Here is a 15,224-nt window from a genome sequence, read left to right on the forward strand (position 1 = left end):
CACGATTTAGTCCTCTTTGAGAGGTAGGGCGTAATAGCCCATTTGACTTAAAACACGTAAAGGAATATCAAAGTTAAGACTTTGCGTTAGACCAGATTTAGGGTTAAAGGTTTTAGCTGAAGCTATAAACAAAGTTTGCTCATTAATAAACACTTGAATGCTATTCGTGACTTTTTGTTCATCAAGTATGACGCCACATACAATATCTAATTTCACATCAAACGTATAAGCATCCATTTGAACGTCTATTGATTCCCAATCGATCGTCATGAACAAGTTTTGGTTTTCAAATTCCAAATTACCTTCTTCAAGAGCTTTATGGATTAATCCCTTTTCTAATAATTCCAAGTAAAACGCATGTAAAGGCGTTGCATCTGCAAAACCATGAGGATTAAACGGCGTTCTTGTCGGTTCAGTGATTTTAGTTTGAATCATGTTTAACTCCATTAAAGGGTATTTAGATTCTATCTTAAAACACCCTAAATGTTTTTATTTAAAATTAATTAAAACCCATTGCTATAAGTTGAAGCGCTTTCTTTAGTTTTAACGTTTTCAAGATTGCTTTGCGTAATAGTATCTTTGTAATGCTGACTAAACGTATTTTTACCCGTTTCGTTTATGTTCTTAAGCTCATTTTTAATGACCTTAAGATAGTCTTGATATTTTGGTGACTGTTCTACATAAACTTCGGTCGCTGCAATTGAGAACATGTTCTTATCATTGGTTGCGATCGGAAATAGGGCAGTATAGGAAGCATCTTGCTTGAGCTGGTCTACAGTTGTTTGTTGCTCAATGATCTTCGCCTGATAGTCCAACAATGTTTTATTGATATTTTCATGACTATGGATAACGAAATTCAACTGTCTGTCATTCGGACGTTCAAGGGTAAACGGCTGATCGATACCAGAAAGCTTATTACAGATCTCCATATTGTATCGGTAGGCTTCAAACGAGTCTGAAAAGTGATTAAAGTCTTTTCGGAGAGCATTATTGTTTTCTAAGTCTTGCTGAAAGTCTTGAAAGCATTGCAATACATATTCATCTTCATTTTTCTCAACGAATAATTGAGCGATGTTGGAGCACTGGTGCCGTTCGCAGAGATCCGCAAGCTTTTGAATGCTTTTAACCTCATTTTTCTTTTCTAAGATGTTGCGTAAATGTAGCTGAGTTGCCCGATACTCTTGCATCAACATATTGTGATGCTCGACAAATAGCTCATAATCGCTTTTAAGGTACGGACTGGCACCTTCAATCTCACGCTCTACCTTTTCATGCTTAGAGTTGGTTTGAACACGCTCACGCGTGGTATTCACTGTATTTTGACCAAAACCACCTAAGATTTTATCAAAAGCAATCATCGCATCGATGTCGCCAGTTACGTTTTTATAGAAATCCATGATTAACGCCCCAATGTTTGATCATTGTCATGATCGTTTCTACGTGCGACTTCTAAATCTATATGCTTATCAAGGTCACTCAAAAATTGAGATGTCGTATTTTTCTCAAGCTTTACTTGGTCTAAGTAGTTTTTAGTATTGAGATTCAAACCATCTTGGAGCGCTTCTAAGCGTAGGCCAGTTTTATCAAAATCAGCTTCAAGGATCTGATTCACTTCTTTGATTTTTTCCATGTCTTGCTGTTCTAGACGGTGTAACTTCACATCCTCATGAATCGCAGCGATATAGTGATCGGTTAAGATCTCTTGCTTTAAGTGCTGAAGCGCAATTTCCACGTTTCCTGTTTCGGCAATCACGGCGTTGAAGCTGTCAAAGATTTGACCTGTTTCAGCCGAGTTTCTAAATTCAACAATACGAGGCTCAACACTATTAAGGTTTACAAACTTGGCATCACCATACGCAGTAGGTAGTACTAGATGATCATCCATACATTCAAAAAGTTGCTTATATTCAGCATTCATAAGATTTGATGCTGCTTGAAGCTTTAAATCTTGTTGTAACGTGTCTAGGCGTTGGTTGAGATGTAGAAAGCTTTGAACATACATCTCGTTTTGAGAGTTTTCAGGCGCAACAACGGTTGAGGCCATACCTTTAACAACATTTTTCAGTTGCGTATTTTGAATCTGATCAGCAATTTGATTAAGCGCGTTAATGTGATCGGCTTTCACAAGGTTATTGTTTTTCAGTTGTTCAATAAATTGATTTTGTTCAATCACTTTTTCACTTTCCTTTTCGCTGAATAACGAATCTTTAATTTGTTGTTTCACCTGGTCCAAGTTAGAGAAGAGGTGAAGTACTTCTTGTTCATTGCTGTTATTGACTGCATTTAGCAATGTAACAAACACATCATGGCTGATTAGTTGTTGCTGATTATTTTCCGCATTCTGAAATTCAGCAATTTGGCTACGGCTAATGACTTCAACACCAACATCATTGATATAGCTTGCACCAATCGGGGAGAGTTGATTATCTGGAGCTTTTACGGCGTAGTACTCGCCTGATTTGCCATCATCTTTGGCGCATAGACCAATATATGTATTGCCATCTTGCGTAATGATTTTTGAACCGATGCTATTGAGTGCTGCAGAGGGTTGTAACGTACTCAAGGTTTGAATCAATTCTTTTTCGCGATTTTGATGAATTGCATTACTTACTGCTTGGTAAACTTCAGGATCTAAATAAGTCACCTGATTGGCAGATTCTTCATTGAGCGCCGTGACAGTATTCCACTCTAAAATATCTTTACGCGGTATCGTTGTAATACCGGCATTAATAATATCTTCCGTGGTAATTTGACGATCAAGGTTGGTAATGGCCACGGCGTTGTATTCGGGTGCAATTGATTTATGACCTTCCGAATCTGAAGTCAGTACCACGAATTGACCGTAATCCGTTTTCACCATAGCACCTACAACACTGAGCTTGCCTTCCAAAATCTTTTTTGAAAGTTCAAGTTCACGTTCGGCAGATCTGGCGTAAGTATTAGTCTGTTCTGCAGTATTGTTGATGGTATCGGCTTTGAGCTTGTCTAAGTATTCGCTTGAAAATTTACCAAGCGCATTTAACTCGTCTATCGGCTCGACAGACTCCAGCTCATACAGTGGAACGGTAGAGGATTCATTCACGATGTCTTTAAGATAAAGCACATCTTTTTCAGTGATATTTTCGAGATCTTCAATCACCGAAAGAGGCACAACGATCGCACGTTTATCCAGATTATCGGAAGCTATATCCAAAACAACCATATTGGTTTGGGTTGTTTCATCTTCATAAACCATACCGACAAACTGTTCAATTTCAGCATAAGAAACATTGTTGTGACGGTCTTTAAAGAATGCTTCTAAGTCAGAATCATGATCAACATAAATACTGTCATAAGGGTTCATTGGTTTACCGTCATTGTTTTGGTCTTGGCTTTGCGGTGCTGATTGAGTTGCCGACTGTTCTGCAGTATTGCCTTTAAACTTACCCAAAAGGTTTGAAAGTTTAGATTTGACTTTCTTTACTTGATCCGAAATTATTTGACCTGATTGATAGGCACGTTGAATAAACTGATCTTTGTATGAAGCTTTGGCTTCTTCAGTCATTTGTTCTGGATCTTGCCCTAATGGATATTCGGCACCAAGGAACATACGTGCTTGTTCTAAGTACTGAGAACAAATGGGTTCAAAAAAGCGACCTTCAAACTCATGGATCTTTTCAGACTTAATGCCTTCATGCAGTTCTTCAATTGAGAGAAACGTTACTTTGTCTTCAATCGCTTCTAAATAGAACGGCGTAATCGGGGTAGGTGCATCGCTACCTTCCACTTGAGGCGGTAAATCTGCTTCTTTAACTAGTTTGATAAATGGGGTAGAGGATTCAACACCTTCGACAGAATCCTTACCGACTACATCAATCACGATGTATTGTTCACCGTCAATGGCATAGACTTTACCGACATTTAGATCGAATTCTTCTAAGGTAACGCCGTCACGGTCTTTATTCAGTTGAGTGGTATATGGATCGTTTAAAAGAGGCAACATTTGCTCTTTAGAGATCGGTTTTAAAATATCGGCATTCTTACCAAGTTCAGTCAATTTTGATTTATCGGCTGTATTGGCAAGCTGTTCGGGTTGTTGTGCGTCTGGATGGTTACTTTTAACGGTAACATCAGGATTGATTGGTTTATCCCAAATGTTTTTCAGGTTATCAAGGCTTTTGTTCTTGTTGAACATGGCCATAATCGCTGCAATGATCAACTTGATTGTTTTCTTAACCAGTTCAATCATGACTGCAATCATTTTTGCACTGAGCGCAGCGAGTTCATCAGCGACCGTTCGTGGATGGCCGTGGCTATTTTCACGCGCTAAAGGAGGACGTTCGTTACCTTCCTCATTTCGCATATCCTTAAAGCTTTTAGAGGCAACGCTACTTGCAGCCAAACTTGCTTTGTCTTGTGGACCACCAGCAATGTTTAATGTGCTCTTTGGTGTACCTTTTGGTGCATTCGGATCAGCTGATTCAACATCTTCCTTTACTGTCTCTTTAGTCTTCTGATTTTCTTTATGTTCTTTCAAAAGTAGAGCAGCTTGTAACTGGTCGCTATGTTCACGGGTTTCTAATAACTGAATTACTTCCTTGGTTAACGTGTCCGTATTGAATTCAAGATAGTGAATCTCAAGTTGTTCAAGTCGAGCAGCTGTATGGTCGCTATTCACACGCCATTGATCCATGACGATAGATTTTGGCACTAAGCCAAGTTCTTCAGCTTCAATCCCACGAATTAAGCAAAAGTCACGCACTTGGCGCATCAATGCGTTAATTTGGTTTTTATCGGTTAATTCACCTGAAAAATAGGTATTCGGTGCACCCGTAACTTCGTTGTAGATCTGCTGTTTTGCTTCACGCACGACTTGGTTTTGGTTAATCAGGCCTTCAATCGCGAATTGACGATTACTCAGGAAGTTGAGGGCATTTTCTTTAGTTGCACCCTTCAGGCTTAAACCATAGTAGGGCTGAGTGATAAAAGATTTTGTCTCAAAGTTAAAGAGGGTTTTTTCAGCCACTTGAACGGCTTCAAATGGATTCTCTTCTTTGGAAAGGAGGAAATCAGGATCATTGTCTGATAGGTATAATTTAGAGTCTGCAGTTGTATAAACACGGTCTTCAACTGGCAATGAACTGTTATTTTCAGCAATATTGCCTAATCCTTGGTCCAGTGCGTTTTTAGTCTGGATTTTATTCAGAGCCGCAATAAACTTAAGATCATCATCATTCTGCAGATCAAGCCCGATGTCTGCAAAGAATTCTAATTGACTGGCTGGCTCTCTTTGCTCAAGTGCATCAAATACTTTACCAATCAGAACAGGATCAAGTTCAGCTAAATCATTGACAGTGACAGCGGAAAGATCAAACGTGTTTTCAGGAATGATGGACCGTTCATTCTCGTAATTCGGGTAACTACTACGCTCATAATCACCTTCGTCAAAAAACATCGGTTCATCATCGTTCAACCGAGTATCTTCAAGAGGGGGAGCGTAATCATAATCTGGGTGCCCAGGAGGTACAGAGTTACCGCCCATAGGCTGATCATATTGTTCATACTGATCATACTGATCATACTGATTATTTTGATACCCATCATCTTGCATGACTGGCGGTTCTTCCATTAATGGAGGTTCAGATAGGGGATCATTGGGATATGGTTCAGACTGGTATTGTTGCGATTGATCTTGTGCAACATTGTTTTGTTGTGGCGTAGGCTGGATGGATTGAAATTCCACGCCGTCCAAACTTAAATCATCCCACTGTTCCAGGCCCTCATTGAAAGTTAATGATTGGCCGTCTTGCAGTTGATCAAGTGTTTGCTCGTCAAAATTATCTTGTTTAGGGCTTTGGTCCATATTTGATCCTTATGACAGGTGGCCTTCCTGGTTTTAAGAGTCCTTTTTAGAATCTGTATCAACATTCCAAATAAAGTCTTCTTTAAAGTCAGAATTAAAACCAGTTGTGATGTCTAATTCACTGTCAAAATCCACTAAATCTGAGTTATTAGAAGATTCCTCTAAGGGATTAGAGTTGCACATAAAATACCTGTATTTGTTTTTTAAAACGTCAATGTGATCGTCACGGATATGATACATGGTATATACGAACTAGACCACACGTAATTGTTATTCACGTATGGTCTGGTATATACCTTTTAAGGGAGGGTTTTAGAAAGATAATTGCTGGATTTCTTGATCGTTATCTAAGGTTTTACCCTTAGGTAACTCAGCCTTATAAGCTGGCTCTTCTGGAGGATTAAGCATACGGTTAATTTCATTTAAAAAGTAATCATTACCATCAGGAAGCTTAGATTTTAAATCCAAAAAGGCAGCTTCAATTTTGGTTGTACTGTCCAGCTCGTCAACAAAGCGTTCAACATCCTTGAGATCAAGCGCAAATCTAAACTCATTACGGCCTGGCTCAGTAAAGTGGATGTTCAACGATTCATCTGTTTTACCGCCTTTAGGATCATGGAATACGTTGGTATTCGACATAAAGCGATTGAACTGTTTTGCAACAGATTTCACCGTCACATTAAAGCAGTCTGACCCGTTGTAGTAGAACTCAATACTTGCTTTCTTGTACGGGAAATTAACCTTAGTACCCACATAGTTATTGCGGTTGAAATCAATGTTTACAGGCAATTGATTAAAGAAGTTCGCAATCTCTTTAACTTGCTTAAACGTCACTTGGTTTTCAAGAGAGCTTTCAAACAAGTCAGTTGGTGTATTTGATGGCAATAATAACGCACGGTTACGCATACCATCAGCATCGGTAAATATAACGGTTGAATGTCGTAGATCTAGTGAGCTGACAATCTTATGTGCCTTGAACATATTGCCCGTTAAGGTAATCGCTTGTCGTGTGACATCACCAGACGGCGCTTTCTCAAAATAGGTACGCGTATAACGGGAATAATTGTTTTGTTCAGTAAATAAGTTCACCAAGGGTTGACGATCCTCAACATGACGTCTATTCACATCAGCATAAGAATAAAATTCAGGATTGAAGCGTTTTAGGATAATACGTCCTTTTTCACTCACTGGAGCTACCCAATCCAAGTCTTGCTTGGCATTTTGCATGGTGTAATTGATCAGTGGAACTTTAAACGACTTCTTATCACCAGGGTAAACCAAATCAAGCTTAACCGCATTCGGTGTGATTGCACCTACACGTAACGGCGGTAGGTCTAGACGTAGCAAAGCACCTGTTTTGTGATCTGGCGTCACTTCATCATCAAAAAGACTAGGTTTTGAGATAAGGAACAATAACCCATGCGCTGAATGACCTTCTTTTTCGTTCCTTTCCATAGAACGAGCCAAGAATTTTAGATCCTGAACAATTCGATACATGCGATCAAAGTTAGAGGTCAAAATAGGATCATTGGCAAGATAAACCGCTTCAGCTACTTTTTCAAAAGCATCTGCAGAGTGATCATCAGGTTTACGAAATTGAATATCATCAATGTGTTTTACATTGGCTTCAACAACACCGAAATGATCAAATACTTCGTGTCGATAATCACGAATCACTTCACCACGCATTTGCCCATTTTTGAAAAATAACTTTTGCTTAGCAAAGCCTTCATATTTTTGGTACATCAATGCCTCAAAGTTATAGGCATAGTGTAGTAGTCCGTGTACCGTTTCATTGATGTTTTCATTGATACGTTTAAATTGACGCACCAGATAATCATCACTTTCTTTGAACATGAGTTTTAGATTGTCAGCACGTAATGGCTCAACATGTTCAATGTATTGCAGACCTTCAAAACGCACAGGTAGATCAAAGGTATTGATCTTGGCTGCTTCTGTTTCTGAAGTCACGGTAAAGAAGTTGTCCTTCACTTCAAACTCACGGACTTTTTTAGCTTTCCAGTCTAAAAAGTTGGTCTTGAGAGGGTTACGACCCAACAAGTCTAATTCACGGATCTTATCGTTATAGTCAACAACCAAGTCTTGATAAACCTGTTCTTGCTGACTAATCGGCATCAAAATCAGTTTAGATAGCAACTGGTTCACATGATAGTTTTGCGCCGTGCGATATGATGGTCCTTTTTCATCATCCGAAATATCAATATCAAGTGTGTTCGCCAAGTTTACGTTATTTTTTAAATAGTCCAACGCTACCCGGTTGCCAATGTAGTTGAGCATGTCAGGATAATCGTTTTCGTTAAACTTGGTTTCTGAGTTGGCAGAGACGTTCGCTGATAGGGTAGACAGTTTACGCATCATCATTAAGTGCATACGTGTTTCTGCTGGAATACCCGAATCTACTGTCGTCATAATCGGATGTGATTCTTCACCACGGCGACCCACACGACCGATCATCTGAATCGTATCGGTAGAGTTCTCAGGTTTTTGCAAGAAAAACAACTCACGTTGGCGCAAGTGATCCGATGGAATTGTAGGATCAGGGTTTTTGGCTGCATGTAGAGAAATACCCGTACAACCAGAGCGAGTCACAATAACAACATCGATTTCACCAGATTGGAATTTTGATTGAACCAAAATCTTACCTTGTGTCGTATTGTTCTCTTGTTTATTAACCTTCCATTTGCCGTCTCTTGTTTCCGTTAAGTGGATCTGACGGCCAGAGATTTCATCAATCTTGAAGCCAGCTTTTGTCACCTTGTTACGTAGTACGTCCAAAGGCATCAAAGGTAGGTCAGGGAACTTTTGAATCTTTTCTTTGATACGATCCAAAATGATTTTATACGGACTTACCACTGGATCGCCGTTTTCATTAAATGTCACTTCCGTACTGAGCTTCTTAACGAACGAGTTACCGTAGTTATCTTCAGCTTTCACCACATCGATGCGATCTAACATCACTTCAAGCAAGTCACGGAATTGTGGGAGTTCATCTAAAACAGAAATTTGACTTTGCAGATAGCTACCGCGCTTATATTCAAGCTTAGTCAATTCCTTTTGAATATTTTTCGCTGCTTTTTCATCGCCAGCGTCACGGTTTTCTTTGATCATGAGTTTTTGAAGCTCATTTTCAAGAAATTCAATTTCTGACGATACCGACTTGAAGTTATTAAACGCTTTTTCTTTTTCAGGCGAATCAGCGGTAACGTCTTGCGCCGTATCTGCTTTTAAAATCGCTTCCATGCGACTTTGCATCAAAATGTTGAATAGACTCTCACCCGTATTTTCCAAACCAATCACGGGCTTTCTACCCTCATGTAATGCCTGAATCACAGCATCACTTGTAGAGTCAGTTTTCAATGCCAATAGGAATTGCTTTTGGATCTGGTACATTCGAGATCCAAAGTTCATCACACTCAAACTTAAACGGTTTTTCGGATCGTCTGAATCCTGATGAAAGTCTAAATTGGCAACAGCATCATCATCATTGGCAATGTTTTCTAGCGCATCGAGGCGAATATCTTTAGAAAATTTCACCATGTCCGTCAAGATGTCAGAAAGAACATCTGAGTAATTGTGAAATTTCTTAATTTCCTCTTCAGTTGGCACAAAGGTTTGAATGGTAATGTGCGAGAGATCTTGCTCTCTACGAATCATGGCAGAGCTGTCTACCAAACCTTCAGAAATAAACTCCAAAATTGGACCATCTGCATTATCGATAACCTTTTGTAAGTCATTACGAGATACGGATCGAGGGAACAATTTATGGAAGAATTCAAGATTTTCAGGTTTCTTAATTGCCGATGCAGACTGGAAATTAATTAGATTGGTCTGATCAATAACATCTAAGAAAAATTGACTTGTAGCTGATTTCAAGGATGCTGCACGGTGCGTTTCATCCATCACCAAAACAGTGTCTTGATTAATAAAACGAGTCAATAACGCACGTTTCCGGTTTGGTCGGTTAAATTGGCTATACGTTGCCAATACCAAGTCATGTTGCGCTGGAATATCTTCAATTTCCTTAGGTAGATCTTGGCCAGTGAATAAAACCTCTTCAGTACCAAAGCGGTTAATCACAGCATCCGAGTTAAAGATAAACGGATCTTTAAAGAACTTGTCACTGTCTGTAGCAACAATATCACGCCAAATGTCGTTCAAGAGTTGCGTTGTATCTGTAAGGAAAACAGGGGGCTTTCCTCTTAACGCACTATATCGTAAACACGCAGCTGCAATACGACCTTTACCTAAACCCGTCTGGTCGCCAATAAGCACAGGTAAGTTTTGGTCAAAACGTAAAATGATATGGGCAACCGCATCGACCTGTTCACATGCAAAAGCGGACTTTAGTGCATCAAAATTGTCATATTGCAATTTCTTAGCGACATAGGCATCAACAAGAGTAGGGTAGTTACCATTATCGACTTCAGCTTGGAAATTGATACCCCCAAAACCTAATACATTTTGGATGTGTGTAGTCAATTGAGCATTTGCCTGATTAATCGCTTTAATCTGGTTTTTAGCCACTAAAGCAATTGGCTCAGATGCCATAGACATCGGTATATACTTAACTTGGTATATATTTTCCGGAGTTGGTTCTGTTGTGTTTTCAGCATTAGGAACAGGAACAATCGGCTGTAAATTTGATTGGTCAGATTCAACAGTCGGTTCTTCTTTTTGCTCAGTACCGATCGCTAATTCAGAATTTAACTTAGCAATCTCTTCAGCAGTTAAACCCGGTTCCTGTTTTACTTGCTCTACCGCTGGTTCTTCAGCTGGTGTTTGTTCAGGTGTTTCACCCTCATTGGTCGCCGTGGTATCACCTACTTGAAGATTAACGTCATCGTCAAGGTCTTCATCCAGATTTTGGTTCTCGTGCGGATTCTTTACCTCAGGCACGAAATCATTGTCATTTTCATTTTCAAACGTTGGTGTAGCTTCAGTTGGTGTAGGTACATCATCATCTGAACTGGTTGTTTGCGTACTAACTTCAACGGTTCCGAAGTCAAAAGAAACTTTATTCGGTTTTGATTTAGGTTTACGACCAAACATCGGTTTTGGTTTGACAGCTTCCTCTTGCTTAATCTCTTCTTCTTTAGCGACCACGACTTCATCAAACATAGTGACTGCAGACGTAGGCGTTACACTTGATGCAATATCTTCAAGTGGCGAAACAGGCTGTTCATCACCTAGACTGGCAAACAAATCGTCATTTTCTTTTTCAACAGGCTTAACCTCAACAACAGGTTCAACCACTGGTGCTTGTTGTGCTTGTTGCTCAACTGGAGTCGGAGTAGTTGGCTTGAAGTATAGATCCTTATTCGGATTCAAACGATTATAGATTACGTTATTAGCCCATCCCCAAAGTTCGTCATAGTCCGTAATGACTTTCAACTTATCTGGTACCACAGAAGATTGGTAAGTTTGTAGTAACGCTTGTTCGTTTTTACGATTGCCTACCACTAACATACGAACATTTTGATTAGCGCCGTTTCGTGCATATGCATTGCCGTGGATTTCTACAACCGCCTCAACTTCATAATGCTTATAGAGATAATTAAGTAAATTCTTTGATTTACGCTCAACCGTACCATCTGAAATCTGTTTATCTGAGCCAATAATGAAAACTGAACGCCCTTGATCGTTTCGTGCGTTTAGTGATTTAACCAGAATGGCATGGTCCAATTTATCCGTACTGAACCAGACGTTTTCTGATGGATCTACCAATAATGGGTTTGGATCTACGCCGTTACGCTGTTGAACCAAAATTGGTGCAACACGTTCTAGTTTATCCATAGCACCAAAAGGAGGGTTGGCAATCACATAGTCAACTTTTTGCTTAAACGTTTGCTCAAAATCAATTTGTGTAGCATCTGCAGTAACAACCGTGCATTCATAATTTTGAGTCAGTGCTTTTGTACGTTCAGCACGTTTGGGATCTAACTCAACCGCATAGACAGAAGCATTACGCTCTTGGGTTAATAAACCGATTAAAGATCCATTACCCACAGTTGGCTCGAGCACGGAAAAGTTTTGTTTTGTTCGGTTATCACCCTCAATCAATAAGCGCTGAGCCACAAGTGACATCGGGATTGGAGTCGAATATTGCTGTAACATACGAATCGTATTGTTTCGCATGGTCTTAGTCGGCATGCGATTGTATAACGCTAAACTCGTTTTAAATGAGCTCTCAGTAAAATCAAGCTCACCTAACTTTTCGACCATCACTGTTTCAAGCGCTTCTTCTGCAGTATGGATCTGTTTATCTGTTACCTTGGATACATCAACGTCAGCATTTTTGGCTTGCGTGATTAGAGCTAAAAACTTTAAAAAGTCCTGGTGATTATGGCTCTTTGTTTCATGTTCTAATTGATAGATATAGCCTCTTAAGCATTCTTTTAAATCTTTTTGCTTGGTCGCACGTAAGTACAGACTAGACGGCTGATCATTAGGACCTTCAGGTATTTGCGTACCTTGGGCATTCACGTAAAAACGGTTATGAGCTGAAGCATAGATTTTGTTGCCATCAGAGTTATAACCGAGTGGAGTTGCACTATTCAACGCAACGTTCAATCGTTGTGGCACCAATGTTTTTGCTTGGGCATTGAACAAATCATGCAATTCTTGGCGAGTCGCAAGCACACTACGGATAAATTCTTTTGGAATACCCAAAACTTCATGAAACAGTCTTGGTTTGATCGTTTCATTCAAATTGTATTGATACAAGTGACCGTCAAAGTGAGGATAAGCCTCAAACTTCATCGGTGTAAAACCAATGTTATTCAAATTTTCTTTAGATAGTTTTTTTTGAACGTCCAATAAGAGTAATTGGCTATCCGTCTGGCCAACACGCCGTACATCGAGATATACACCAGCTTGTGATAAGTCGATCCATTTAATTTTTTCGTTTAAATCATGAGTAGTCATAGCGAACCTGAAGAAGAATTATTAAATTTGATTAAAAAGTCATGTCGTTATAGACATCAGAAGTCGCAGCCTTTTCTTGGCTTTTCTTAACATCCATTTCTGGCTGTCTGACTTTCATCATTAACTCTTGTGGATCAGGTAAAAGATCGTGGTTGAAGTTCTTAGATAACGGACTATCGATTGAAGCTTTATGTTGCTGTACATGCTCTACCGTAATTTCTGAAAAGTTCAACGCATTCATACGGGTTTGAGTAAGTTCAACAGGCTCGATAAACGAGACAAAACAATTATTCGAGTTCCGTTGGTGTGGTTGAATAACAATAAACGCTTCAGCAAATTGCTGTTTTGCATGCGTCAATTTATTCATGGTCTGACGATCAACTTGACTTAAAAATTGAGGATTTAAGTCGTGCGGTTTTGGATTGCCGTAGTCATCGGTAAATTGATTCACTAGGGGAGGTGCACCAACACCACGAACACCCTCACCAGTACGTAAATCTATTTCTGGATCTACCTTGCGAAAACCAGCGTGAGGCGTTTTATTGTTGAAAAATTTCTTTAAGAACGTGTCTTTGTAAAGCGCACCTAGTTGTAGTTGTTGGCCATGATAAACCTCAGGCAGTAATTTTTGACTCACCAAGCCAGCGTAAAGACGTTTTAAATTTTGATTTTTTTCTTTGTCTACATCTTCATTGTAGAACACTTTAATTTGTCGATCGCCAAGTAATGCAAACAGGGCAATACGGGCCTGGTCCATAACATAAACGTTCTGAGCCTGTTTATCGAACTGGTCTTTTTCATGCTGGTTGGATGGTACAAAATTTGGATCAAAAGTTGCGGTGTGAAAGTCATTGCCGTTCAAAATATCTTTGATACTTTCAATCGGATCTTTAGCAACCCGATAAGACTTTTTAGTTTTATCAATACCGCCACGTTGCATCAACGGATCTGGCTTAGCGAATTGCTTAACACTTTCACGATCAGCACTGTCATAGGTTGGAATCAATGGGATTGTAGTTAATACAGAACCAGACTCATAGCGCACAACAATTTTTGAAAATGGAATGCGCTCAGGTTGGTTGTCAGTACTATTCGATAAAGATTTAACAAGAAGCTGTAAATTATTTTTAATAATAGCGTTATGAAGTGCTGGAGAATTAATTTTTACATTGGGCACTTGCATATGTGCTGCATCTTCAATGATTTGAGCTTTAACAAAGAAATCGCCGTTTTTTTGTTGATGCACATTGATAGAAGTGACTGCTTTGATTAATTGTGAATTCGGGTTGTTACTCATTACGTTGCACCACTGAGCAACATAAGTTTTATAACCGTCAAGAGATTCGTAGGGTGAGTCAACACATTTGTCAAAACAGATAATTCGACCACGGTTAGCACCGCGATTATGTGTGTCTAATGAAGTACGTTGGTTACGTCCAGAATCAAATTTTGCGTGGACTTCATCTACTGAAACATTCTCAGTATGATGCTTGTTGAGTTTATTAATGATCTTCGTGAATTCTTCAGATGAACTCATTCGTATGCGAACTGGTTCATTGGTAGACATATCAAAGCCGTATGCATACAGCTCGTCTTGTTCATCATGTTTGTAAAATTGATCTACAGTCATGACGATACGTTTAATCGTATTATCACTTTTACTCATTTCTTAAATTCCACGCTTTATATTTTTGATTGCTGGTCATTGACTCAAGCTATTTATAAAATACTACAAAACCTCATTGGTATATACTAAGGAGGCAAATAAAAAATTAAAAAATATATTAAAAAGTTTAAGAGTAAATTTTTAAAAAGAAATTTTTTGTTTATTATCTTTCTAATTAAGGGAAGTTAATTAGGGACATTTTTTATGCTTATTTTTCATGATATTACAGGATTAGTACGGAAAAACACAAATGGTACGAGCGAAAATCAAATTCATTTGAGCGCAAATTGAATTTGAATTTTTAGAAAATAAGGCGTTTTTAGCTGGTTTTTGATGTTTTTATCCACTTTCCTATTAAATTCTATCCACAAATTAAGTTCTTGTATATTAGAATGAATTTAAAAATATGAGTATAATATTGTTCATTTTTTAGCTTTTTGCAATATTGGAAATTTGCAAACTAGCAAGTGTTGTAAGTCGCTGTTTATAATAAAATTAAATAGAATAAAAAATACTTCCAGCGCAAATTAAATTCATTTGAGCGCAAATTAAATTCAAAACGTTGCGGATAACTTCTCCAATTTCCTGAGAGCCTTGATAATAAAGACTTTCAGATTTTATGAGGAATAGCCCTTATATATGACCCAACGATCGCTATTTAGCTTGTTTTACGACAAATCAATAACTTACGCCATTAGGACGGAAGAAAGTTTACAACCCATTTATAAAAAACTTTCGCTGGAAGTTAGGTACAGCCAAAAAGTTATAACC

At 38.8% G+C, this 15,224-nt stretch carries 5 protein-coding genes; all 5 read right to left on the reverse strand.

From position 1 onward, the window contains the following. Nucleotides 1-6: 6 nt before the first annotated feature. The 5 genes from J7649_RS15175 to J7649_RS15195 all read right to left on the reverse strand — a co-directional run bounded on the left by J7649_RS15175 (nucleotide 7) and on the right by J7649_RS15195 (nucleotide 14,453). The gene (locus tag J7649_RS15175) at nucleotides 7-435 is read right to left on the reverse strand and encodes a hypothetical protein (RefSeq protein ID WP_005028693.1); all 429 of its coding nucleotides are present in this window, start codon (nucleotides 433-435) and stop codon (nucleotides 7-9) included. Between the two features lie 68 nt (nucleotides 436-503). Next, entirely contained in the window at nucleotides 504-1,397 is an 894-nt protein-coding gene (locus tag J7649_RS15180; protein ID WP_032055064.1) for a hypothetical protein, read from the reverse strand. A gap of 2 nt (nucleotides 1,398-1,399) precedes the next feature. After that, a complete protein-coding gene (locus tag J7649_RS15185; RefSeq protein ID WP_077170160.1) occupies nucleotides 1,400-5,842 on the reverse strand; it encodes a hypothetical protein in 4,443 nt (1,480 codons plus the stop codon). A gap of 312 nt (nucleotides 5,843-6,154) precedes the next feature. After that, on the reverse strand, nucleotides 6,155-12,787 hold the full coding sequence (locus J7649_RS15190; protein ID WP_005028698.1) for a strawberry notch C-terminal domain-containing protein: 6,633 nt from the start codon (nucleotides 12,785-12,787) through the stop codon (nucleotides 6,155-6,157). Between the two features lie 31 nt (nucleotides 12,788-12,818). Next, the gene (locus J7649_RS15195) at nucleotides 12,819-14,453 is read right to left on the reverse strand and encodes a hypothetical protein (RefSeq protein ID WP_005005782.1); all 1,635 of its coding nucleotides are present in this window, start codon (nucleotides 14,451-14,453) and stop codon (nucleotides 12,819-12,821) included. Between the last annotated feature and the right edge of the window lie 771 nt (nucleotides 14,454-15,224).

Source organism: Acinetobacter lwoffii (assembly GCF_019343495.1).
Lineage (GTDB): Bacteria > Pseudomonadota > Gammaproteobacteria > Pseudomonadales > Moraxellaceae > Acinetobacter > Acinetobacter lwoffii_P.